Raw genomic sequence first — 23,801 nt, 5'->3', positions numbered from 1 at the left:
GTTCTCGAACCACCCGCCACTACCGTGCTCCCTGGATGGAGCGGGGGCTCACGCCGCCGAGATACCCCCGTTCACGCTGATCGCCTGTCCGGTCAGCCGACGCGCTGCCGGTGAAGCGAGGAAGACGGCCAGAGCGGCCAAGTCCTCGGATTCGGGAACACCGAGATGCGCCTGCTGTGCTGCCTTGGCGAACAGTTTCGAACTGAATCCGTCGGAGGTGATCCGTTCGGTCGACCCGGTCCCGATGACGAGCGAGGGAGTCAGGACGTTGGCGCGGATTCCGCTTCGTTTCGCTTCGATGGCGAGGGTGCGAGTGAACATGACGATCGCCGCCTTCGCTGCTCCGATCACCGATTCGCCTGGCGTCGCCGTCTTGGCGGCATCGGAGGCGACGTTGATGATCACACCGCCCTTCCGTGCCGTCATGTGGGGGACGATTTCGCTCGCGAGGTACATGCACGGCAGCGCAAGCTGGTTCAGAATTCGTGCGATGTCGGTAATGGGAATGTCCGCGAAGAGCTCCGGCCGTGTGTCTGCGGCCGTCGTGGAGACGAGGACGTCCACGCCGCTCAGGATCCGCTCGGCCTCGGACGCGATGTACGCGACGCCCTCGACGGTGGTTGCATCGGCGGAAAGGAAGGTCACGTCGCACGATGAATTGACGGACGAAACATGCTCTCGTGCAGCTTCTCCGCGTTCCTCTCCTCGTCCGACGATCACGATCCGCGGAGCGCCGGCCCGGGCGAGGCCGACCGCGGTCGCGAGACCGATCCCGGCCGTGCCGCCCACGACCAGTGCGCTGCTTTCCTTCAGTTCCTTCGGGGGCGCGATTTCATGCGTACCCATTTGTGTACTCCGTTCAGGGGGCGATGTCAGAGGGAAACTGTGCCGCGAGCGAAGATGTCCTTCGCAATGATGCGCTTCTGGATCTCTGCAGTGCCGTCCGCGACGAGATAGGCGGTGACATCGCGGTAGCGCTGCTGCAGGGGAGATTCCGTGGAGTAGCCGAGGTTTCCGTGCACTCGCATCGCGAACTCGATCGCGTTCTTGGCCACGACTGGCGGCCACCACTTGCTCATCGACGCCAACGCCGTGTGTGGCTGAGCGGTCTCACGTAACCACAGCGCCCGGTAGCAGATCCAGCGTGCGCCTTCCAGATAGGTGGCGTGCTCGGCGAATTGGAATGCGAGACCCTGGTGCTCGGACAGTGGCTGCCCAAATGTCTCCCGCTGCTGGGCGTACGCCGCTGCTTCCTCCAGGCTCTGCTTTGCGGCTCCGAGGCACAGGAGACCGAGGGCAGCGCGGCTGAAGTCGAAGTGGTCCATGACCGAGTGGAAGCCCTTGCCGAGCTCACCGACGAGGTGGGATTCGGGAATGAAGACATCCGACAGGTGAACGCTTCCCCAGCCCAGCGGTAGGCATCCCATGCCGGGCATATGGCTGATGCTGACGCCTTCCGCGTCGAGCGGCACGACGAAGCAACTGACGCCTCGCGCACGACTCGATCCCGGCTCGCGCGCATAGACGAGCGCAGCGGTGGCATTCATCGCCCACGAGATTGCAGTCTTCTCGCCGTTGAGTTGCCAGCCGCCCTCTACTGCTGTTGCGGTGGTAGTCAGGGCACTTGCGTCGGACCCCGATCCGGGTTCCGTCAGCGCGATAGCGATGGTCTGCTCGCCGCGAATCAATTGCGGAAGGTACCGGTCTTGGATCTCGTCCCGGCACAGAGCCAGTTGGGATGCGACAAGCCCGATCTGGACGGGCGCCGACGCCATGTTCACGTCGCCGTAAGCCAGAGTCTCGGTCGCGATCCCGAGGAGGACGGGGTCTTCGGTGCCCGTGCCTCCGTACTGCTCGGGCAGGCCGATGCCGAGCAGATCCAGGTCGCCGAGTCTCTTCATGATGTCGAAGGGGAATTCGGTTGATGCCGCTCGGTCGCGGTAGCCCGGGAGGAGGACGCGATCACTGAACGCCGCCAGTGTCTTCCGGAACTCTTCCTGTTCGTCGGTGAACGCGAATGAAACCATCGGAGTGTGCTCCTGTGTGAATCGGTGGAGTGGTCACGGCGAGGGAGCGTTGTCGTGCGTGGGGACGCCGGACGGGCCGTTCCTCGCACCGTGAGAAGTATTCTAGATTTGAATAGTAGGGCGTCAAAGTGTCCGGGGCAAGAGGTGCCGGACCAGTTCTACGCCCTCATCCGTGCTGCGCGAACGTCTGCGTCAGAGCCCGGTCTCGACGTCGCCGACGGCACCGCGCACGAGTTGCAGTTGGGCGATAAGGGATTCCAGAGTCTCGGTGTCGACCGAGGCCAAGCCGAAGCGCACCGCTGCGAGGCGATCGTTCGCTTCCTCGACGACGGTCGTGCCGGCCGGGGTCAGAGTCGCGAGAACGGTCCGGCGATCCGTCGTATGGGCGCGGCGTTCGACGAGTCCGGCCTTCACGAGTTGGTCGACCGCCATCGACACGGTGGTGGGATGAACCATGAGGTACTTGCTCAATTTGCCGAGCGTCCGAGCATGTCCCTCGGACAGTTGGAGCGAAGTCAGAATGAGATAGGCATTGCGCGAGAGACGGAGTGAGCGCAGTTCCTGGTCCATGGCGCGGACGACCCACTGGTGTGTACGCAGCAATGCCATGGTGGTGACGAACTCCAGTTCGGCCGAATCCCGGCGCTCCGCCCATTCGGTCCGCATCCAGTCGATCACGTCGCGGCGACCGTCGTCGGCAGGCGTGGGCAGGTCACTCGCCACTGCGTGTCCTCTCGTCGTCACCGAACCGCTGTCGCGGTCGATGATAGACACCGCTCTCAGCCGTGTGAGAGAACGATCTTGCCGAACCCGCTTCCCTGCTCGAGGTGTTTGTGCGCGTCGGCCGCCTCGGCGAGTGGGAATACCGCGCTGATGGGGACCGGGGGGACGGCATTCGCATCGAGAAGTTTCAGAAGTCCCGTGAAGTCCTGCGGGCTGCCCATCGTGGTGCCGATCAGTTCGTACTGGCCGAAGTAGAACGGGCGGACGTCGAGGGTGGCGAGATCGCTGCGCGATGCGCCGAGCACGACCAGTCGGCCGCCCGGCCGCAGGGCCTCGATGGACTGTTGCCAGGTCCCCACCGAATCCAGGACGAGGTCGTATCCCTGCCCGTCGGGGGAGAGGTGGCGTGCGGCGTGCGGCCAGTCGGGTTCCGTGTAGAGCACGCCGTCCGCCGCGCCGAGTTCTCGTGCCTGCGCGATCTTGGCGGTCGACGAGGACGTCACTGTGACGTGCGCGCCCACGGCGGCTGCCAGCATCACGGCCATCGTCGCGACACCGCCGCCGGCGCCCAGGACCAGGAGATTCTCGCCGGCGCGGAGACGACCGCGAGTGAACAGGGCGCGGTAGGTCGTGAGGCCGACGAGAGGCAGCGCAGCGGCCTGCTCCCAGCTGAGTCCACGGGGTTTCGGGGCGACGCAGTCTGCGGGAACTCGTACGAACTCGGCGTAGGTGCCGCGCTGGTGGTCACCGAGGATCTCCCACTGCGCGCTCGGTGCCGCCTCTCGATCGCCCCACCACAGTGACGGGAGGACGAGAACCTCCTCGCCCGTGTCCGTCCGGATACCGGCGCCGTCCGCGCCGAGAACGTGCGGCAGTGGTGACGAGTACTTGCCCTGGCGGACAAGGACGTCGTGCCAGTTGAGCGCGGCGGCCTTCAGGCGGACGGTGACCCAACCGGGGGTCGCGACCGGATCAGGGGCCGACTCCAACCGTAAGACATCAGGCTCCCCGAATTCGCGCAAAACTACGGCGTCCACAGCAATCCTTTCGGTCGTACCTTTAAAATGGTAGCATTGTTGCAGCGTCGAACGCCAGGTCGACGATCTTCTGCGCGTTCATTGAGCCGATATCCGGAATTACCACTCCTCCAACATGGTTGGTGGCAGTTTGCCGTGCGCGGCTCGCCCCGGTCGCGACTTGCTCCCGGCGAATGATTCGTGTTTAGTGATGCCAGTCACATACAATGGATGTCGGTGGGATCGTCTGCCTCGTGGCGTCAGCAACGTCGTGAGGCGACCGAACTACGGAGCGCAATGATTCGGACAGAGCAGTCAGTCGAAGTGCGGGATGAGGATCTTCTCGACAACGCGCTCGAGTACATGAGCGTCGCCGCGAAGATCCTCGGTTCGGATTTCCGGGCATCCTGCCCGAACACCGTGTACGGAGCGCTTGCCGCCACGCGACATCAACTCGGATTCGCGCTGACCGAAGGACTACTGCCCGAGTCCAACATCGAGGAAGCGTGTTTCCTCCTGGTCCGGATCGAAGAACTCCAGGAGCAGCGCGCCGAAAGCGCGGCGATCCGTCGTGCCGCCGAATTGCGTTCTGTTCACGATGCCGCCGCCGGACTCCGTGATCTCGCGTCCGATGACATCGTCCAGTCGGCACCGGGGGCAATCTGCTCCGCGCTCCCGTTCGCGCGTGCCATGATCTCGGCGATCAGCGGGTCACTGTGGCAACCACAGAGACTTCACGTCGAGCCGGAATTCGATGGGTCGCCGATGGATTTTTCGGACTTCGTGGATTCCGCGGAGTTTCCGTTGTCCGAGGCGCGGCTGGAGACCGAACTCGTACGCAGACGGGTGCCCGCCCTGGTCTCGGCGCCCGCTCGAGACGAACGGACGTTGAAGGAAATCGTGCTCGCATCAGGCTCTTCGAGCTATGTCGCCGCACCCATTGTCTCCAGGGGCAGGGTAATCGGCCTCATTCACGCTGACCGTCCCGGCGTGCGGGATCCACTCGATCCGGACGATCGCGACCGACTGGACGCGTTCGCGACATTCTTCGCTCTCGTATACGAGCAGGCGGTGCTGCGGGAACGGATCAGCGCGCAGCGGTCCCGGCTCGCTGCTTCCTTCGACGCCACCGACATACTGCTCGAGCGTATCCAGAAGGCGGATCTGGGCCTGCGTCCCCGATTGAATGAGCATCCTCACCTCCCTCGGCGCACCATCGACGAAGTATCCGCAGTGGAGGTCGATGCAGTTTTGACGTTCCGTGAACGCGAGATCCTTTCTCATGTCGCCACCGGAGCCACCAATAGTCAGATCGCGCAAACACTCGTCATCTCAGAGGGGACCGTGAAGTCGCACGTCAAGCACATCCTCAAGAAGCTGCGTGTGCCGACCCGGGCGGCGGCGGCAGTGCTCTATTCCCACCAGAACCGACGATGACGGACACGACGCCGTGAACAGTGGCCAATCCCCGGTACAGAGCGCTGCACGATCGAGAGGCGACAGCGAAGCCATGAAGACGGCTTTGTCGCTACTCGGTCGCTTGCGCCACGACTTCGGTCTCGGACCCGAGGCTCCGAGCGAGACTCGCAAGATGTCACCGGGCCTCGTGCTCGCCATGCTCGACGAGGCCACGGAAGCCGGGCTCCGTGGACTGCCGACGATCGCCGCGGACAGAAGGTTGTCCTTCGGGAGGCTCCTCGTCGAGATCCGAGATGTCCGCCAACGTCTGCACGCAGCACCGTCCTCGTCTGCCGTCGTCTGCGCCGCCGAGTTCGCCGGTGCAATTCGACGTCTTCGCGGTGCCGAAACAGTGGCCGGGTTGTCCAGGAGTGTGTGCGCCGAGGCCGCCGCGATGACCGGCCTCGGTCGTGTGCTGCTCTCGGAGGTCCGCGGTAATGCCTGGACCGTCGTGGAGACGCAGTTCGAGAGGGGCGCTGTGCCCGAAGTCGGTTCACTCGCTACCACCCGGATAGCGCCCGGATCGCCGGAGGAACAAGCCGTCCAGACGCGCACCGCAGTCCTCGTGTTGCCGAATCCGCATGCTTCTCCGGGGAATCCCACAGCCATCGCAGGTGCGTCGTTTTTCGGTACCGAAGGGTATGCCGTAGCCCCCATCGCCGTCTCTACTGGGGTCATCGGCTTGATTCACGCCGGTCGCCCCGACGGCAGAAAGCCGACAGTCGCCGAACGGGACCTGCTTGAAGCCTTCGCCGCCAGCTTCGGGACTCTCTTCGAACGAGCGATCGTGTCCGAACGACTGACCGAGCAGAAGCGGCTGATCGTCGAACGCCTGCAACAGGAAAGTCTCGAGGCGGAAGGGCTGTCGCATACAGATGTCGCCTTCGGGAAGCCACGTGTCGAGGGTGCCGCGTCGTTGTCACCTGCGCCCCTGTCCTCCACGTGCAACGCACCGGGTCTGGAAGAACTCACCGGGCGGGAGCGCGAAGTCTTCCATCTCCTTGCGGCGGGCAAATCCAACACGGAGATCGCGGATGTACTGGTGATCAGCGTCTTCACGGTGAAATCGCATGTCAAGAAGATCCTGCGAAAGCTGGGAGCGATGAACCGGTCCGAGGCGATCTATCGGTACCTGGAGATGGCCAAGTCCGACGCCTCGTCCCGCCGCATCACTTGATCAACCACTGGTGTCCGGTACGACGACCCGGACACCGTCGCACCGGCCGTTGACGATCAACTGGCACGCCAGGCGTGAGTGTGGTTGTACCCCTTCGAGGTATTCGAGTGGGTCACGCTCCTCGTCGAACAGCTCCGTGGAGTCCTCGTCGAGGAGGACGTGACACGTTGCGCACGAGCAACTTTCCCCCGCATTCGGCCGGCACCGAACAGGAACAGGAGCTGCGCAATATCGTTGCGCAGCCCCTGTTTCGCGGGCACTCGGCAGGTCCGGGTGGTCCTACTCTTTTCCGGCGAGTTCGGCGGCCTCCTGGCGGAGCAAGAACTTCTGGATTTTTCCGGTGGCGGTGGTGGGAAGCTGATCGACGACGACCACCTTCTCGGGAATCTTCTGCATCATGGCCTTCCGCTCGTTCCGGAGGAAGTCTGCGAGCTCGTCCAACGTCGGCGCCGGACCGTTCACAACGATGAAGGCGCACACCTTCTCGCCTAGGCGGGGATCCGGCATGGATACCGCGGCCGCGCCGGCTATCGCTGGATGCGCCAGGAGGTGTTCTTCCACCTCACGCGCTGAGATGTTCATGCCGCCGCGGATGATCAGGTCTTTGATCCGTCCTGTGACCCGCAGATACCCCTCTGAGTCGACGCGCCCCAGATCGCCCGAGGAGAGGAAGCCTCGATCGTCGACCGATGCAGCCGTACGCGCGGGATCGCGCCAGTAGCCGAGGAAGATTCCCGGCCCTCCGTAGAAGATCTGGCCTTCCTCGCCGGTCGTCGCGGCGGTGCCTTCCTCGTCGCGGATCTCGAGATGGACCCCGTCGAAGGCCCGTCCGTCGGAGGAAAGTACCTTCTCGATGGGGTCGTCCGAGCGCACCGCGGTCACCAGCAATCCCTCGCTGCTGCCGTATACGGGGAGAAGGACGCATTGGGGGAGTGCCTTCTTCCACGCCCGCAGTAGTGCTTCCGGAATGGGTGCGCCGGCACTGACCCAGAGTCGCATCGAGCTGACGTCGTGGTCGGTGCCGGCATCGATGGCCCCGAGTGCCATCTGGAGGAATGGCGTCGCGGCCATGCTCACCGTCGTCTTGAATTCCGCGATACGCCGGAGGCCCTCGCTCGGCTCCCACACGTCGAGGAGATGGATTCCGCTGCCGAGGATCAGCGGTGTCGCAACGCCCACAGCGAGTCCGGTCGCGTGCGTGACGGGTGAGGGCATGAACATGACGTCGTCCGGATTCAGGCCCATCACCTGCCCACCCAGTCCGTAGGCGGTGAAGGAGAGCGTGTTGAAGGTGTGCTGACAGCCCTTCGGTCGAGACTCCGTTCCTGAGGTGTAGATGATGGCGTGGGCCGCATCGGCAGACGGCGGTGGCCCGAGTTCTTCGTCACCGGGGACGTCGTCGCCGGCGATCAGTGAATCGAACGCGATCTCATCGACCCCCGCTTTTCCGCGCACGACGACGACGTGCGCGAGCCCGGGAACCTCCGCGCGGACCTCGGTCAGCATGTCGGTGTAGCGGAACTTTCGGAATTCCTCTGTGACGAAAGAGATCTTGGCGCCCGAGTGCTCCAGAACGTACCGCACCTCGTCGTGCCGATACACCGGCATCGTCGGCACGAGTACGGCGCCGATCCTGGCGAGCGCCACATAGATGACGACGAATTCGTTCCAGTTCGGCAACTGCACCTGGACGCGGTCACCCTGCTCGATTCCCAGCTTTTTCAATGAGGCCGCGAGACGGTATGCCTGCGCCCGAAGCTCACCGCGGGTGAGCGCTCCGTAGCCGTCGGTGACAGCGACGAAGTCCGGGTCGATCGTCGCCCATCGATCCACATGTTCGGCCAGGCTCTCGTCGCGCCAATACCCGTTCGATCGGAACGCCTCGAGGGTGCTCGCACTGTAGCGGTCCTCGGGGAGAATGGCTCCCGCGTGTTCCATGACATCCATGTGCGGATCCTTGCTTTCAGGTGCCTCTCCTCGACAGGATAAGGCCAAAGTGTTTGGTCAAACCATAATACCGACCAAGGGGGATAAGTGGTATGAATCGGACGCCTTCTCATCCTTCGGGTTGAGGGAAATACCCCGTCGGGATGAATGGCGTTATCAGGTGCGGGTGCGGCCCCGAGCGCCGCACTCGCATCACACCCTTACAGGTAGATCGACTTCGGCACGAGGTAGGCCGACAGGGCTTCCGGGCCCAGTTCGCGGCCGAGGCCGCTGGCCTTGACGCCACCGAAGGGCGCCGTCGGGTCGGGAAGGTAGCCGTTGATGCCGATCGTTCCCGTCTGGATGCGCCGGGCGACGGCGACCCCGTGGTCGTGATCGGCAGTGAAGACGGTGCCACCGAGGCCGAAGTCGCTGTCGTTCGCGATGCGGACGGCATCCTCGTCGTCACGGTACGAAATGATCGAGAGAACCGGGCCGAAGATCTCCTCCTGGGCGATGGTGTAGTTGTTGTCGACGTCCGCGAAGATGGTCGGTTCGACGAACCATCCCTTGTCGAGGTCGGCAGGGCGCCCACCACCGACCGTGATGCGGGCGCCGTCGCCCTTGCCCTTCGCGATGTAGGACTCCACCCGGTCGCGCTGCCGGGCGCTCGCCATCGGTCCGATCATCGTGGCGGGGTCGAGGGAACTTCCTACGGTCAGCGACCCGGCGAGAGCGCTGAACGTGTCGACCACTTCCTGGTAGCGCGACTGCGGTGCCAGGATGCGGGTGCCGAGGTAGCAGACCTGCCCGTTGTTCAACATGGTCGCGCCGAAAAGCTGCTCACCGACCGTGGCGAGATCCAGATTCGCGTCGTCGAGGATGATCGCCGCCGACTTTCCACCCAGTTCCAGCGTGACCGGCCGGAGCAGTCGACCGCAGGCCTCGGCGATGTTGCGGCCCGCAGCCGACGACCCGGTGAATGCCACCTTGTCGATGCCGGGGTGCGAGACCAGGTACGCGCCCAGTTCGCGGCCACCGGGCACGATGTTGATCACGCCCGCCGGCAGGTCCGCCTCTTCGATCGCTTCCGCGAGAACGTAGCTGTCGAGGACCGTTTCGGGGGACGGTTTGATGACGATCGTGCACCCGGCAGCGAGAGCAGGAGCGTATTTGAATGCGGCGAGCGCCTGTGGGAAGTTCCACGGGACGATCGCCCCGACGACGCCGATCGGGGTCTTGGTCACGAGAGTCGATCCGCCGAGCAGACCCGGGCGGGTCTCCTCGAAGCTGTCGTTCTCGATCAGGCCGGCGTAGTAGCGGAGCAGAATCTGCGGAAAGACCGCTTCCAACTTCTCCGCGACGGCGACGGGCATCCCGTTCTGAGAACTCACCGCCTGGACCATCTCGGGTGCGCGTTTGTCGAGCGCATCGGCGAGGCGCCCCAGTGCCTGCGCTCGCCGTGCCGGCTCCCACTGCGACCAACCGGTCGGATCGTCGAATGCCCGGCGCGCCGCGTCGACGGCGGCGTCCATGTCCGGTTCGGCGCCGTCGGGGGCGTGGCCCACCACCTGTTCGTCGTTGGGTGATACCACCGTGATCACGCCACTCGAGGTGGGCGGATGCCATTCGCCTCCGATGAAGAAGGCGTTGTTGTTCGTCGTCATGACGGTTCCTCTCGTCGATCTGGATTGGGTCTTGCTGAGTCGTGAACTCGAACGGTGGATTACACGGATTCGAGGGGTTCCTCGTAGACGCGAAACTCTTCGGTGTCGTCGTACGAGCCGAAGCCCTCCTCGAAGCTTTCTTGGATGGCGATCTGGGCGTTCTCGGGGAGGGTGTGCATGATGTCGCGGACGCGTTCTTGGCGGCGGGCGACGGCCTGCCGGAACGGCATTCCGGGGGTGGCTTTCATTTGCGGGACGATGCCCTCGACGTCGTCGACACCACCGGCGTGGTGCCCGGCGTCGACCATGGCCTGTTCGGCGGCCATGGTGGCTTCGTCTTTTTCCTCGGACATGCCGATCGGGCCGATCATGGTGCCGTTGAGGAACTGTTTGACGACCGGTTGGTCGCTGGTGAGCAGGACCTCGCGGGGTCCGAACATCACCAGTTCTCGGCGGAAGAGCATGCCGATGTTGTCGGGCACGGTGCGGGCGAGGTTGATGTTGTGGGAGACGATCAGGATCGTCGCGTCGATCTCGGCGTTGATGTCGATCAACGTCTGCGAGATGTAGGTGGTGCGCACCGGGTCCAGACCGGAGTCCGGCTCGTCGACGAGGATGATCTGCGGGTCCAGCACCAGGGCGCGGGCCAGGCCGGCGCGTTTGCGCATACCGCCGGAGATCTCGCCGGGCAGTTTGTCCTCGGCGCCGAGGAGGCCGACGAGTTCCATCTTCTCCATGACGACCTTGCGGACTTCGGATTCGGACTTCTTGGTGTGTTCGCGTAGTGGGAACGCGACGTTGTCGTAGAGGTTCATCGACCCGAACAGTGCACCGTCCTGGAACAGCACCCCGAACAGCTTGCGGATCTCGTAGAGCTCTTTGCTGGAGCACTCGAGAATGTTGGTGCCGTCGATCACGATGGAGCCCTGTTCCGGGCGGAGCAGACCGATCAGCGATTTCAGGAACACCGACTTACCGGTTCCCGACGGGCCCAGCAACGCGCTGACCTCACCTGTCGGAAGGGTCAATGTGACGTCCTGCCAGATCCTTTGCGAGCCGAACGACTTGGTCAGTCCCTCGACGGATACCTCGACTCCCACGACTACCTCCTACGATTGCGAAAAAAGCGACTGATCCCCGTGTTCCGGGGATGCGGTCAGACCGGGGTCATTTCCGTCATGACCCACGTTCCCTCCTGCTCGGTCATGCCGACCCGGACGCGACTTCCGTCCAACTTCGGTGCGGCGCTGTCGGTGCTGGTGGTCGACTGGTTGACGAAGAACAGCAGCGTCACTGCGTCCTCGGACGCGGAGACGACGGACGATTCGACGACGGTCGCCGAGGTGACGACTTGGCGTTCTTTTGCCGAGGGGATGATGACTTCTTTGCCGACACTGTCGAACTGGTCGCGGAGATCGCCACCGAGATTGGGAAGCACGTCGGCGAAGTGCGCGTCGACGGTGTTGAAGTCGTACGACAGCACGTCCGCGATCAGCTGCGTTCCGCGTTCGCGCGCCTGGGCCTCCGCGGTGTTCACCTGGCGGTGATCGTGTACCTGGAGAGCGGTGGCGACGGCGACCGCGACGAGTCCGCCGGCGAGAAGGACTGCGAGGTAACGGGTGGCCCGCCGGCGTGCGAAGGTCCAGGATTCGACTGCCTCGGGGATTCGGGCGAGTGTGTTTCTCATGCTACGAACTCCACATCTGAGACCAGCCAGTTGCCGTCCACCGAATCGAGGGAGACCTTCATTCGGTAGACGCGGATCTCGCCGTCGGGTGCTTCGGTGTTCTTCACCGTGGAGGTCACGGCAGCGAGGACCACGGCATGGTCGTCGTCGGCCTCGACGAGCCCGGCTTCCTTCACTTCGCCGGTCGACTCGACTTGGCCCTGGTTCAACACGTCACCGAAACTTCCCGATGCGCTGGTGAACTGGTCCCGGAAAGGTCCGGTGGTGCCGTCCGCGACGCGCTGGATGTCTTCGTCCACGCTTTGATGTCGCAGCGTCACAAGGTTGACCACCACCTGCCGCGCCGTTTCGAGAACCTGTTCATCTCGGGACTGTGCGGCTTGTTCGGCGCGGAGGTTCGTCCACGAGATGCCGCCGCCGACCGCGGCGGCGATCGCGATCACCAGCGTTGCGGCCAGTCCGATGAGGAATCTGCGCGTCGGTACCCGCTCCTCGGAGTCGTGTGTCGTCGCCGGGACGTCGTCCGTGTCGTGGTCAACGTCGGTGTGGTCGAGGTTGGTCTCGACCTCTACCGGAGCAGAAGTGCCTGCCATGTTGATTCCTCCTTCGAGTGTGGTGCAGAAACGCTGGCGAGCGAGTAGAGATCGCCGTTCGGTGCCCGGAAGTTTCCGGTGACCGGGTCATAGGGGACGCTGAGGGAGCCGTCGCTGTCGGTGAAGCCTTGCGGGGTCGTCCACGAGGCCGGCGTGGCGGTCCCGGGGGGGATGGTGTCAGGGGTCGGCGGGGTCGAGATCGGGCCCGTGTTCGGTGCGCCGGTGTCCGTCGACGGCGGGACGTACGGTTGGCCGGGCCGGGCCAGCATTTCCGGCCAGGTGGACGGCAGACCCCCGGGGCAGTTCGCGATTTCCGCGGTTCGCACCGCGGGATTCGTTGCGCAGGGGACGTTCCGCGCCCCTCGCGCGACCCGGGGGTCGGCCTGCGGCAGCTTGCAGTAGGAATTCTCCGGTGCCGGGGCGGTGCTGAGATCGCTGGGGTCGCGTCGTTGCGTTTCCTGGTAGCCCTCGGTGCAGGGGAGCGGGTTCGCGGAGTTGCCGAGTTTGACGTCGAGGGCGCCCTGACCGTAGACCCGATCTTCGCCCTGAACTCCGCGATGCATGTAGTTGATCGAGGCGGACACCGCCGGGTAGATCACCAGGATCTGCTCAATCCCAGGGATGTTCACTCGGGCGACCTCGCCGACCGTCTGCAGGTTTGCCAGCAGCAGCGGAACGGTGGGGCGTACGTCGTCGAGTGTGCCGCTGACGGTATCGAAGAACTGTGATCCGTTGTCGAGGACGCCGCGGACCTGGGCATCGCTCATCACCAACTGCTCGGAGAACGAGGACAGATCGTGGGAGAAGCTCGCGATGTCGGCACCTGAGTCGACACCTGCGTCGAGGACGGGTTCGGCGTCATCGAGGAGGGTCGTCGTAGTACCGATCTTCGCCTGCGCGAGTTCGATCAGGGGACGCGAGGAGTCGATGAGCCGCGATAGAGCCGGCCCCGTCCCATTGAAGGCGCTGTAGGCCTCGTCGACGGTGACTCGGAGATCGTCCTTGGGCAGCTCGGAGAGAAGCACGTTCACCTTGTCGACGACCTCGGAGGCGGGCACCGGGATTTCGGTGTTCTCCTTCGAAATCACATCACCGTCGGTGAGGAAGGGGCCTTCGGACGACGCCGGCACCACGTCCAGGTACTGCTCGCCGATGGCGGAGACACTGCGGACGAATGCCTGGCTGTTGCTCGGGATCGCGAAATCTGAATCGAGCTGCAATTCTGCGGCCGCCCGATCGGGACCCAGGTCGATCGACTTCACGACGCCGACGTCGACGCCTCGATAGGTCACCAAGGAGTTCACATAAAGTCCTCCGGCACGGTCGAACTCCGCTGTGATCGTGTACATCCCGATTCCGGTGACCCTCTTCAGGCCAAGGTAGTTCACCGCGGCGTTGCCGACGGCGAGAACCGCCACGACCGTGAAGACGATGAGTTGGAAGCGAACGAGTTTTGTTCTCATCAGCGCGGTGCTCCGTTCTGCGGTGCGGACGCTGCGGGCCCGTCGGATGTTGTTGCACCGGTAGGTGCCAACAGAGGGTTCACCGCTTGACGGGCCGGGTTCAGTCCCGCCAACTCGTCGAGGGGAATGCTGCCGAGAACCTTGCCGCCGATCGTCTCGGCGCTGACATCGAGGGTGAGGAACAGATTCATATAGTCCCCCCTGACGGCGCGCTGAGTGGTCGTGACAGGGAATGGAATAGTTCCGGCGATCTTGAGTGCTTCCGGGAGGTGATCGCCGGCCGCGGCGAGCTGCGACAGCACCGGCTGGAGCGACCTCAGATTCGCGTCGAGGTCCTCGCGGCTGCTCTCGAGCACGTCGGTGGCGACCTCGCCGAACCGTCCCACATCGTTCAGCATCGTCGTGAGTTGCTTCTGCTGTTCGTCGAGGATCTGCAGGGCGGGCTGAATCGACGTGATCCCCCGGTCGATCGTCTGATTCTGACTGGCCAATTCCGCGCCGAGGCGATCGAGGCCGTCGATTGCCCGAACTATGTCGTCGCGCTGTTGGTCGACACCGCCGACGAACTCTTCGAGGTTGCCGAACAGGCTGCGCAGCGATTCCTCACGGCCGCCCAGGACGCGGTTGAGCTCAGATGTCACGGTGCGAATCTGCTGCAGCCCACTGCCGTTGAGGACGGGAGCGAGCGCTGAGAGCACCTCCTCGGTCGAGGGATACTGGCTGGTGCGGTCGAGGGGGATCAGGTCACCGTCGGCGAGTCGGCCGACTGCGTCGACACCGGGCGGCACCGTGAGCTCGAGGTACTGGGAGCCGAGCACACTGGTTTGCGCGAGCTTGGCGCTGACATTCGCGGGGATCTCTGCGTCCGGGTCGAGCTCGAGTGTCAGTTTGGCACCCCAGTTGTCTCCCGTGATGTGGCTGATGTTCCCCACGATCACGTTGCCGGCCTTCACCGGTGAGTTGCCGACCAGATTCTGGATGTCCGCGAGCTCGACGGTCACCTCGTGTGCGTCACCTCCGACCGCGTTGCCGGGCAGCCCGATCGAATTGATTCCGTCGAATCGGCATCCGGCCGCAGCGGCCACGACGGCGACGAGCATGGTTGCCGTGAGCGCCGATCTTCGCAAAGAGTTCGTCATCGTGGTCCCTCCGGAAGAATGAGGTTCTGCAGACTCTGGGTGATGGAGGCGACGGGATCATTCGGTGCGGAAACGCCTGGCATGACCCCCGGCGGTAGCGGGTTGGTGATCGGTGCAGGTACCGCCTGTCGCACAGCCGCGTTGGCCAATGGTGCCGCGAAAGCGTTCGTAGCCGTGGCGCATTCGTCACCCGGAGCGTCGACTGTGGTCAAGAGTGCGCAGATGAGTGAGCGCGGGTCCGGCATCTCGGGCACGGCGAGCGCGCCGGTCAGCGAGTTGGATTCGGGATCGTAGATGTTGTAGAAGTCGGACAGTGCTGTCGGTCCGGAGTGCAGGATCGACATCAGGGTGTCCTGGCGGTCGACGAGTAACCGGGTGATCTCCTCGAGCTGCCCGACATTCTCGACCAGCGAGCCACGGTTGTCCTCGATGAACTTCGTGACTTCCTGGAACGTGGTCAGCATGCTGCTCAACATCGCGTCGAGCTCGGTGCGGTTGGCGTTGAGCAGGCCCGATACGTTCGCGAGTTCGCCACTGAACGCCCGGATCTGCTGGTCGCTGGCCGCGAGCGCAGTAGTGAACTTCTGCAGGTTCTCGACAGTGCCGAACAGGTCCTCGCCGCTCGCGTTCAGGGTGGTGGCGGCGTCCGAGAGGTGGGTGAGCGAATCGTGCAGCGCCGAACCCGTCCCGTCCAGAGTCCGCGCGGTGCTGTTCACGAAGCGGTTGAGCGAACCGTCCGGGTGCGCCGGGGTGCGGCCGGCGTCCTCGCTGAGCTTGACCACCTGCTTCTTGATCTCGTCGAACTCCACCGGAACGGCGGTTCGATCGAGGGGAATCTCGTCACCGTCCGCCAGGGTCGCTCCACCCGAGTACGCCGGTGCGAGCTGAATGTAGCGGCCGGTCACCAGTGTCGGGGCGACGACAGCGGCCTTCGCGTCGGCGGGAACGTCGTACTCGTTGTCGTAATCGAATTCGACCCGGACCCGCTCGCCATCCGGCTCGATCGTCGTGATGCGGCCGACCTCGACGCCGAGAATCATCACCCGGTCCCCGACGTACATGCCGGTGGTGTTCCGGAAGTATGCCGTGACGTGGTTGACGGAGTGATTTTCGATCCACGCGGCGGTCAGCAACCCGACAAGGGCGACCGCGATCACCACGGCGAGCAGTCTCGCCGGCAGTGCCCGTGCCATTTCCCGTACCGAGGCCATCAGCGCGGCCCCCCGAAACTTCCCGGAAGCTGCCCGGAGAGGTTGGCCGGCACGATGTTGTGGAGCAGCACCCCGAAGAACGGACCACTGCCCACCGCCTCGCCGACCTGCTTCGCGAATCGATCGAGGCCGGTCAGCGATGCGTTGATATTGTCGTAATTGCTGTTCAATGTGGCCACCAGAGTCTTCAACTGTTCGAGAGTAGGTCCGAGTGTTGCCGCGTTGTCACGGGAAAGCCCGGTGAGTGCATCGGCCACCTGACGTGACTGCACGAGAACGCGATGGATTGTGTCTGCCCGGCTGTTCAGCGCGGCGAAGAGCGACTGCCCCTGGCCGAACAGCGACGCGACCTGGACGTCTCGGTCCGCGAGGATGTGGGACACGTCGGCCGCACCCGAGAGCAACTGACGCAGTTCCTCGTCCCGGCTCGCCACCGTGTTCGACAGCCGGGACAGACCGTCGAGGGATGACCGCAGATCGGGCGGAAGCTCGTCCTCGACCGAGGAAACCTGCTCGAGCGCGCCGGAGAGGTTGACGGTGTCGGTATCGGAGACCTTGTCGGTGACTTCCTCGAGCGCCCGGGTGATGTCGTATCCGGAGCTGGTGTGTGCCAACGGGATGGTCGCGTCGTCGGCGAGTTCACCGTGACGTCCCGGAGTGATTTCCACGTATCGCCGCCCGAGAGCGGTTTCGACCTTGATCGCCGCCGTGGTGTCCTCGCCGAGCCCGACCGCACCGCTGTCCACGTCGAATTCCACGTCGACTTTTCCATCGTCGATCGAAAGCTGCTTCACCTCTCCGACTTTCACGCCGGCAATCTGCGTCGTGTCACCGACTGCAAGGCCGCTGGCGTCGGCGAACTCCGCATGGTAGGTCGTGGCCCTGTTGATACCGGGAATGGAGTTGAAGTTGAGCGCGAGGAACATGACGCCGATCAGGACCGCTGTTCCCATGAGGCCGATGCGGAACGCATCGCGCTCGAGGAATGACTTCTGAGCCATCACTGACACCTTTCTGCGGGAGCCTTGAACATCGGTGTGTATCCACCGGGCCCGGGCGCGTACTTGATAGCGAGGCCACAGACGAAGAAGTTCACGAAGCTTCCGTAACCCGCGACGCGGCCGATCAGACGGTAGTTCTCGGGCAGCGTCGACAGCACCATGTTGAGCGTGTCGGTGTTCGTATTGAGGTTGCCCGCTAGATCGCCCAGCGCAACGACGTCCTGCGCAATCGCGGGCCGATTCTGGTCGAGCACTCCTGCGAGGCTGTCCGTGACACGGTCGATGCTCACCAGAGAGTTGGTGATCAGGTCACGGTCACCGTCGAGGCCGGCGACCAGCCGTTGAAGCTGGTCGATCAGCGCCGAGAATTGGTCGCCGCGGTTGTTCACGGTCCCGACGACGGTGTTGAAGTTGTTCACCACCTGACCGATCGCCTGATCCCGGTCCGCCAGTGTGTTACTGAGAGTTCCGATCTGACTTACCAGACGCCCGATACTTGCTTCCTGGCCGTTGAGTACTTCGATCAGCGAGGCGGAGAGTTGATTGGTCTGATCCGGGTCGAGACCTTGAAGCAGAGGTCGGAAGCCGTTGACCACCTGGTCGAGGTCCAGCGCCGGCGTGGTCTGTTCGAGCGGAATCGGGCCGTCGAGCGCACCGATGGCCCCTGGTCCGTTCGACAACTCCACGAAGCGGTCACCGATCAGGTTCTTGTACTTGATTCGCGCCGTGGTCCCCGCCGTGAGCGGGCGTTCGGTGGAGAGAGAGAACGACACCACTGCCGTGCCGTCGCCGGCCAACTCCACGTCCTTCACCTTGCCCATCGGCACACCGCCGACCTTGACGTCTTCGCCGTTGCCCAGCCCGGACGCGTTCGAGAAGACGGCCTGATAGGTGTGTGTGCTGCCGAAGCGCATGTTGCCCACCACCGTCGCCACACCGAATCCGGTCAACGACGTGACCAGAACGAAGATCAGCAACTTGATTCCCGGTGCCTTCGTCATCAGCGTGCACCTCCGAACATGAACTGCGCGAATGGATTACCGATCAGATCTTCGACACCGCGTGCCGGCTGGTATGCCTTGCTGCCGTCGTCGAAGTCGGTATGTCCGGGTGCCTGCCCGGGGTCGTAACACCGCGGTGGGCCGTCCGCACCGTTCTTCGGCGCGTTCTCCGGGTATGTGTACGGCGGATCGCCCATCAGCAGGGTGCCGAGGATGTTCAGCCCCGCCTGATCACTACCGCCGACGGTGCGCTCGAGGTACCTGTTGGTCTGATCCATACTCGCCAGGAAGCACGGGTACATCGGCGCGTGCTGGGCGAGCAGCGCCGTCGTCGGCTCCAACGCGTCCAACGACTTCTCGAGCGGATCCCCGGAGGCCTCGAAGAAGCTCCGCCCGCTGTTGCCGAAACCGCTGAAACTGAGCAGGAAGGCGCTCAGCTGCTGCTCCCGCCCGGTCACCGTGTCACCGGTGGTACTCACGTGATCGACGGTCCGCAGCAGGTCCGGAGCCGCGCCGGCGAGGATGTCGGAGACCTCCGCGCCCTTGACCAGGTCGCGCTGCAGTGTGGGGAGGCTGCCGTTGAACTCGGACAGGTAGGTGTCCAGCTCGACCATCATGTCGCCGAGTTGGTCGCCGCGGCCCTGCAACGAGGTGGACAGCGCACTCAACGTCGCGTTGACCTTTTCCGGTTCCACAGTCCGCAGCACCGTCACCAGCGAATCGAGGAGGTCGTTCACCTCGGTGGCCACAGCGGTCCCTTGAACCACAGATCCAGCCGAAAGGGGTGAACTCGAGGGATGTTCCGGCTGCACCAGCGTGACGAACTTGCGTCCGAACAACGTGCTCGGATCGATCACGGCCGTGATGTTCTCCGGGATCGCCGACGTTCGGCTCTCGTCGATGTTCATGGTGATCTCGGCCTGGTCGTCGACGAGTTGTACCTTCGACACCCGGCCCACGACGACATCGCGCATCTTGATGTCCGAGCCGGGTTCGAGCATCAGGCCCGACCGCGCCGAGTACAGCGTGACCGGAACGGTCGAGGAGAACGATCCGCGGTAGATGCCGACGGACACTGCCGTCGCGATCGCCATCAACACGATCAGACACATACCCAGGAGCGCGTAGACGAGGCGGCTCCGCTCTTCGATGTGGCCACCCATGTCAGCCCGACACTTTCACGGCGCCGGCGGAACCACCGTAGACGGCAATTCCGACGAGAAGGTCGATGACCATGATCGCGATCAGGGACGTGCGCACCGCGCGTCCGACCGCGACACCGACTCCCGCCGGCCCGCCCTTGGCGTTGTAGCCGTGGTAGCAGTGCACACACATCACCACTACCGACATCGCGACAACTTTCACCATCGACCAGGCGACGTCGCTCGGTACGAGGAAGACGTTGAAATAGTGCTGGTACGTTCCGCTTGCTCCACCGAGATACTCGGTGACCAGTTGCGTGGCGACATAGCCTACGAACAGCGCCACGCAGTACAGCGGAATCACCGCGATGACCCCGGCGGTGACGCGAGTGGTCACGAGGTAGGGCAGCGACGGGATCGACATGGTCTCCATGGCGTCGATTTCCTCGCTCACCCGCATCGCACCGAGTTGCGCGGTGAAACCCGCACCGACCGTCGCGGTCAGCGCGATGCCCGCAATGACGGGAATCGCCTCCCGGGTATTGAAGAATGCCGAGATGAATCCGGACAGCGCACCGATTCCGATGCGGCCCATCGACGTCGCTCCCTGCTGGCCGACTTCGTATCCGACCGCGGTGGTGAGAAGCGAGATGACCACAAGGGTTCCCCCGATCACCGCAAGGGCACCGGTGCCCATGCTGACCTCGGCGAGCAGCCGGATCGTTTCCTTCCGGTAGCGCCGAACCGTGTGCGGTATCGAGGTGACGGCGTGACTGTAGAAGTGGAGCTGTCTGCCCATCTCCTCCATGTGACCAACCGGTGCACTGACCGTGCGGAGCGCGAGCCCGGCGACTTGCGGCCTCGCGCCCGCGGCCCGAGTAACTTTCGACACAGAATTCTCCCGTTCACAGCCGACTGTGCGGCGACGTGTTGAGCGCTGTCAGTGCAGCGCAAGCGTGGTGATGACCGAGTTTGCGAGGAAGAGCAGCAGGAAGCTGAACACCACCGTCTGATTTACCGCGTCCCCCACTCCCTTGGGCCCACCTTTCGCGTTGAGCCCCAGATGGCAGGCGACGAGACCGGCAAGCATGCCGAACACTGCCGCCTTCACCTCACTGACGAGGAAGTCGGGCAGTCCCGTGAGAATCGAGATGGACGTGACGTACTGCCCCGGCGACGCACCCTGCATGTAGACCGTCGCAAAGTAGCCACCCACCAGCCCGACTGCCGAGACGAGTCCGTTGAGAAACATTGCGATGAGAGTCGAAGCCAGCACCCTCGGCACGCAGAGTCTTTGAATTGGATCGATCCCCAACACCTTCATCGCGTCGATCTCTTCGCGAATGGTCCGCGAACCCAGATCGGCGCAGATGGCGGTCGAACCGGCACCGGCCACCACGAGAACGGTCACCACCGGGCCGATTTCACGGATGATCGCGACGCCGGCGCCGGCGCCGGCGAGATCCACAGCACCGATTTCAGCCAACAAGATATTGATCTGATAAACGAACATCATGCAAAAGGGAATCGCCATGAGCAACGCCGGCATGATCGATACACCGGCGATGAACCACGCCTGCTGCACGAACTCACGAGCGTGGAAGGGTCGCTTGAACATGCAGCGGAACGTTTCCATCGACGTCGCGTAGAACGCACCGACGGCCGTGGGCGCTACCTGGACGGCCTTCCTGACAGCGCTCGTCCGCGGCGGGCGGGCTTTCAGATCGACTGACATCGAACTGCCTTTCTCACTATTTCCGGAGCATCCGATTGGCGGTGGCGTCGGCCATCATTCGTGAACGAGGACGATCTTCACCGCCTCACCTCGATGCTGTACGGCCACAGCTTCGTTGATCTGTGAGAACGGCATCGTCGTGATCAACTTGTCGAACGGGAACTTGCCTTGACGGTGCAGATCGAGAAGGTAGGGAATGAATGTATCGGGGTCGGCATCGCCCTCGACGATGCCGCGGATCGTGAGACCGAACAGCTGCGTCGACATCATGCCGATCGGGATTGTGGCGGCCGGGTCGGCGGGGACACCGATGAGGCCGAGGGACCCCCGGACGCCCAGCGACTGCAGGATCTGGTCCAGCACGGGGACGAGGGCCGTCGTGTCGATGGCGTAGTCGACACCGTCGGGAACGATCCCCCGAATCTGTTCGGAGAGAGCACCGTCCGCGGGATCGACAACGTGCGTCGCGCCCAGCGAGAGAGCGAGTTCACGCCGCGACTGATGGGGTTCGACGACGATGATCACGCCGACCTCGCGGACCACGGCCGCGAGCACGGATGCCAGACCGACCGAACCCGCCCCGACGACCACCAGCGACGATCCCGGATCGACGTCGAGCGAATTCAACACGGCGCCCGCGCCGGTCTGGATCCCACAGCCGAGCGGGCCGACGAGTTCGAGTGGGGCGTCGTCCGCGACCTTCACGACATTGCGCTCGTGCGCGATGGCATGTGTCGCGAGGGAGGACTGCCCGAAGAAGTTGCCGCCGAGCGCAGCGTCACCCGCGGCCAGTGCCGAACTGCCGTCCGGGCGCACCCCGCCGAAGTTGAATGCCATGAAGTTGTGGCAGTACGCGGGCTCGCCCTTCCCACAGTGGGCACACTGACCGCAACTGTTGAAGCTAATGGCGACCTTGTCGCCTTCACTGACCTTGGTGACACCCGGTCCGACCCGCACGACCGTGCCGCTGCCTTCGTGGCCGACGACGCCCGGGAGGGGAAACGGGAGATGGCCTTCCTTGACGGCCAGGTCGGTGTGGCAGAGACCGACGCCGGCGATCTCCACGAGGACTTCGTTGTCCCCGGGTTCGCTCAGGGACACGGTCTCGATGGCGAAGTCGCCCGCGACTTCGTGGATTACGGCGGCACTGATCTGCACGATTGCTCCTAGCTCGAGTTGCTTGTGCCTCTGCCTGTTGGCGGGCATCACTTGCGTAGGGGTGATGTTAGGTAGGTCACAAGGTCGAAAAATAGGGCTGAACGATAAGTTCGCTCCAATCTCCCCCTTCACCCCCCCGGTAGGGGGAGGTAGGGAACGGGGACCTTGTCCGTGCCGATTGGTTCGTAGCTCCGATGACGTATCCCAACCACCCTCTGGTGCGACGCGGCGAGGAAAGCCGGCGCGGGAGACTCGAGTCACATCTCGGGGTCGTATTGATCTGGCTCACACATCAGGAGGAAACGAATGTCTGTTGATCCTTCGGCGATCATCGTCGGGGTAGCCGCGGCAATCGGGGGCATCGTGCATGGCGCGGATCTCCCAGAACCCGCACAGGGCATTGCGACGCAGCAGGTTCAATCGGTCGTGGAGGCCGCACCGGCGCTGGACGCACAGATCGACGAGTCCATCGCGGGCCTACCCCGAGAAGTTCAGGACCCGGCTCGTCGAGCCGTCGACGCTGCGGCCGTAGCCGTTCAGGATGCGGTAGCACCGTATCTACCGCCCGTGCCCGTGCCGCCGCAGGACCCACTGCCACCCCGGGACCCTCGACCTGAGGAGAACAAGAACCCGCAATCCTCCGGACCCGTCGCGACGGAGCCCCATGCCCCGTCGGCGTGGCCGTCGCAGACGACGGATGATGCATTCGCGCAAGGAGAGAGGGATGACGCTCTGCCGCAATTGATGCCCTCGGTGCTCGACTATCCCGCGGCGTCGTCGACCATCGGTTCCATCGCAGTGTTCGTTCCGTGGTTCCAGAAGGCGGGCGCCATCTGCGACGGAGTGAAGGCGCCCGTTCTCGCCGCACTGTACGCCGCGGAGAACGGATTTCGCTTTGGCGCTACCGCTCCGGTGTCGCCGTCCGGCGCTCGCGGCCCGGGGCAGTTCATGCCGGCCACCTGGGCGAGATACGGCAAGGACGCCGACGGTGACGGAAAGGCCGACATTCTCGATATCGCTGACTCGGTGATGGCGTCAGGCCACCTTCTCTGCGACATGTATGACCAGATCGAACAGTGGAAATCGCAGGGCGAGGTGGTCGGAGACACTCTCGACCTCACGATCGCGGGATACAACGCTGGTGTCGGCGCCGTTCGAGTGAATCGCGGTATGCCCTCGGGAGCAGCAGATTATGAGAATCAGACGAAGCCCTACGTCGCCAAGATCCGTGCATCGGAATCACGGTATGCGTCCCTTCTCGGAGTCTTCGGAGGCGGGGCGGAAGGCATCGGCGGCAAGATTGTCGAAGCCGCTGTCCGGTACCTCGGTCTTCCGTATGTGTGGGGTGGCGGGAACGTGCATGGTCCCTCGGCGGGCGGGTTCGACTGCTCTGGACTGACGTCGTACGCCGTCTACGCGGCCACGTCGGGGATTTCGCTTCCGCGCACGTCCGAGACGCAATGGAATGTCGGTACGGAGGTGCCCTTGGCCGACGCGATGCCGGGAGATCTGCTGTTCGGAAACTGGGGTCCTGCGGGTCCCGGTCATGTTGCGATCTACGTCGGGAACGGGCAGATGGTTCACGCTCCGACGACGGGCGATGTGGTTCGCGTCGCGCCGGTGTTCGACGGGATGAAGGCCCGCCGGGTGGTGTGAAAGGCGCCTCGACGCCGCCAC

At 64.0% G+C, this 23,801-nt stretch carries 21 protein-coding genes and 1 pseudogene; 3 read left to right on the top strand and 19 right to left on the bottom strand.

Annotation, left to right across the window (positions count from 1 at the left end; translation table 11 throughout):
* Window positions 1-48: 48 nt before the first annotated feature.
* The 4 genes from RJ1_RS32425 to RJ1_RS32410 form a co-directional block, all read right to left on the bottom strand.
* Complete coding sequence (locus RJ1_RS32425) at window positions 49-846, bottom strand: SDR family NAD(P)-dependent oxidoreductase (protein ID WP_073366580.1); 798 nt, start codon at window positions 844-846, stop codon at window positions 49-51.
* A 26-nt stretch (window positions 847-872) separates the two neighbouring features.
* The gene (locus RJ1_RS32420) at window positions 873-2,027 is read right to left on the bottom strand and encodes an acyl-CoA dehydrogenase family protein (RefSeq protein WP_073366579.1); all 1,155 of its coding nucleotides are present in this window, start codon (window positions 2,025-2,027) and stop codon (window positions 873-875) included.
* A gap of 192 nt (window positions 2,028-2,219) precedes the next feature.
* The gene (locus RJ1_RS32415) at window positions 2,220-2,750 is read right to left on the bottom strand and encodes a MarR family winged helix-turn-helix transcriptional regulator (protein WP_073366578.1); all 531 of its coding nucleotides are present in this window, start codon (window positions 2,748-2,750) and stop codon (window positions 2,220-2,222) included.
* A gap of 56 nt (window positions 2,751-2,806) precedes the next feature.
* A complete protein-coding gene (locus RJ1_RS32410) occupies window positions 2,807-3,787 on the bottom strand; it encodes a quinone oxidoreductase family protein (RefSeq protein WP_073366577.1) in 981 nt (326 codons plus the stop codon).
* Window positions 3,788-4,063: 276 nt separating this feature from the next.
* Between RJ1_RS32410 and RJ1_RS32405 the strand changes: the two genes are divergently transcribed.
* Both RJ1_RS32405 and RJ1_RS48680 read left to right on the top strand, forming a co-directional pair.
* A complete protein-coding gene (locus RJ1_RS32405) occupies window positions 4,064-5,203 on the top strand; it encodes a helix-turn-helix transcriptional regulator (protein WP_073366576.1) in 1,140 nt (379 codons plus the stop codon).
* Window positions 5,204-5,357: 154 nt separating this feature from the next.
* Complete coding sequence (locus RJ1_RS48680; RefSeq protein WP_275887641.1) at window positions 5,358-6,401, top strand: LuxR C-terminal-related transcriptional regulator; 1,044 nt, start codon at window positions 5,358-5,360, stop codon at window positions 6,399-6,401.
* On the opposite strand, the pseudogene RJ1_RS49400 reads toward RJ1_RS48680, so the two are convergent.
* The 15 genes and pseudogenes from RJ1_RS49400 to RJ1_RS32325 form a co-directional block, all read right to left on the bottom strand.
* Window positions 6,402-6,606, bottom strand: a pseudogene (locus tag RJ1_RS49400) (2Fe-2S iron-sulfur cluster-binding protein); the annotation flags it as partial.
* A 74-nt stretch (window positions 6,607-6,680) separates the two neighbouring features.
* Entirely contained in the window at window positions 6,681-8,348 is a 1,668-nt protein-coding gene (locus tag RJ1_RS32390; RefSeq protein ID WP_073366574.1) for an AMP-binding protein, read from the bottom strand.
* A gap of 200 nt (window positions 8,349-8,548) precedes the next feature.
* Entirely contained in the window at window positions 8,549-9,994 is a 1,446-nt protein-coding gene (locus RJ1_RS32385; RefSeq protein ID WP_073366573.1) for an aldehyde dehydrogenase, read from the bottom strand.
* 59 nt (window positions 9,995-10,053) lie between these two features.
* Window positions 10,054-11,094 carry an ABC transporter ATP-binding protein gene (locus RJ1_RS32380; protein ID WP_073366572.1) on the bottom strand — a complete coding sequence of 347 codons (1,041 nt, stop codon included), beginning with the start codon at window positions 11,092-11,094 and terminating at the stop codon, window positions 10,054-10,056.
* A 56-nt stretch (window positions 11,095-11,150) separates the two neighbouring features.
* A complete protein-coding gene (locus RJ1_RS32375; protein ID WP_073366571.1) occupies window positions 11,151-11,681 on the bottom strand; it encodes an Rv1363c family protein in 531 nt (176 codons plus the stop codon).
* Window positions 11,678-12,274 carry an Rv1363c family protein gene (locus RJ1_RS32370; RefSeq protein WP_073366570.1) on the bottom strand — a complete coding sequence of 199 codons (597 nt, stop codon included), beginning with the start codon at window positions 12,272-12,274 and terminating at the stop codon, window positions 11,678-11,680. Before RJ1_RS32370 ends, RJ1_RS32375 begins: the two co-directional genes overlap by 4 nt.
* Window positions 12,250-13,737 (bottom strand): MCE family protein, encoded by a 1,488-nt coding sequence (locus RJ1_RS32365; RefSeq protein ID WP_073366569.1) that lies wholly within the window; start codon window positions 13,735-13,737, stop codon window positions 12,250-12,252. The genes RJ1_RS32370 and RJ1_RS32365 overlap by 25 nt, the downstream gene beginning before the upstream one ends.
* Window positions 13,737-14,876, bottom strand: a complete 1,140-nt coding sequence (locus RJ1_RS32360) for an MCE family protein (RefSeq protein ID WP_073366568.1) — start codon at window positions 14,874-14,876, stop codon at window positions 13,737-13,739. Before RJ1_RS32360 ends, RJ1_RS32365 begins: the two co-directional genes overlap by 1 nt.
* Window positions 14,873-16,069, bottom strand: coding sequence for an MCE family protein (locus RJ1_RS32355; protein WP_240319793.1), 1,197 nt, complete (start codon window positions 16,067-16,069; stop codon window positions 14,873-14,875). The genes RJ1_RS32360 and RJ1_RS32355 overlap by 4 nt, the downstream gene beginning before the upstream one ends.
* Before the next feature lie 17 nt (window positions 16,070-16,086).
* On the bottom strand, window positions 16,087-17,088 hold the full coding sequence (locus RJ1_RS32350) for an MCE family protein (RefSeq protein ID WP_073366566.1): 1,002 nt from the start codon (window positions 17,086-17,088) through the stop codon (window positions 16,087-16,089).
* Entirely contained in the window at window positions 17,088-18,089 is a 1,002-nt protein-coding gene (locus RJ1_RS32345; protein ID WP_073366565.1) for an MCE family protein, read from the bottom strand. Before RJ1_RS32345 ends, RJ1_RS32350 begins: the two co-directional genes overlap by 1 nt.
* Window positions 18,089-19,252, bottom strand: a complete 1,164-nt coding sequence (locus RJ1_RS32340) for an MCE family protein (protein WP_073366564.1) — start codon at window positions 19,250-19,252, stop codon at window positions 18,089-18,091. The genes RJ1_RS32345 and RJ1_RS32340 overlap by 1 nt, the downstream gene beginning before the upstream one ends.
* Window position 19,253: 1 nt before the next feature.
* The gene (locus RJ1_RS32335) at window positions 19,254-20,039 is read right to left on the bottom strand and encodes an MlaE family ABC transporter permease (protein ID WP_378382463.1); all 786 of its coding nucleotides are present in this window, start codon (window positions 20,037-20,039) and stop codon (window positions 19,254-19,256) included.
* 132 nt (window positions 20,040-20,171) lie between these two features.
* Window positions 20,172-20,966 carry an MlaE family ABC transporter permease gene (locus tag RJ1_RS32330; RefSeq protein ID WP_073366562.1) on the bottom strand — a complete coding sequence of 265 codons (795 nt, stop codon included), beginning with the start codon at window positions 20,964-20,966 and terminating at the stop codon, window positions 20,172-20,174.
* Window positions 20,967-21,020: 54 nt separating this feature from the next.
* Entirely contained in the window at window positions 21,021-22,124 is a 1,104-nt protein-coding gene (locus RJ1_RS32325; RefSeq protein ID WP_073366561.1) for an NAD(P)-dependent alcohol dehydrogenase, read from the bottom strand.
* Window positions 22,125-22,430: 306 nt separating this feature from the next.
* On the opposite strand from RJ1_RS32325, the gene RJ1_RS32320 reads away from it, so the two are divergent.
* Window positions 22,431-23,780, top strand: coding sequence for a C40 family peptidase (locus tag RJ1_RS32320; RefSeq protein ID WP_073366560.1), 1,350 nt, complete (start codon window positions 22,431-22,433; stop codon window positions 23,778-23,780).
* The last annotated feature ends 21 nt before the right edge of the window (window positions 23,781-23,801 follow it).

The organism is Rhodococcus jostii NBRC 16295 (assembly GCF_001894825.1).
Lineage (GTDB): Bacteria > Actinomycetota > Actinomycetes > Mycobacteriales > Mycobacteriaceae > Rhodococcus_F > Rhodococcus_F jostii.
The sequence above is the reverse complement of the archived record's forward strand: the minus strand, read 5'-3'. Positions and strand labels throughout refer to the sequence as shown.